The 200-nt window shown below is 57.5% G+C and carries 1 pseudogene; it reads right to left on the reverse strand.

What is annotated here, in order from left to right:
- A pseudogene (locus CF70_RS38240) lies at positions 1-200 on the reverse strand (IS630 family transposase); the annotation flags it as partial.

The following is a 200-nucleotide window of genomic DNA, read 5'->3' on the forward strand; positions in this document are numbered from 1 at the left end:
GTGCAGTGTTCCATTCTGTTTGGAACTTAAGCGGCGGTTAGCGCGAATGACCTTCTGCAGGATATCGCGAGCGCTCGTGGTCCAGATGAACGGCTCGGGGTTGGTGTTGTGGTGGGCGATGTACTCATTGATGGCGTCGACCAGTTCTGGCACGCTGGTGAATACGCCCCGGCGAAGTCGCTCGGTTGTGATGTCGCGAA

It is taken from the genome of Cupriavidus sp. SK-3, from assembly GCF_000611145.1.
Classification (GTDB): domain Bacteria; phylum Pseudomonadota; class Gammaproteobacteria; order Burkholderiales; family Burkholderiaceae; genus Cupriavidus.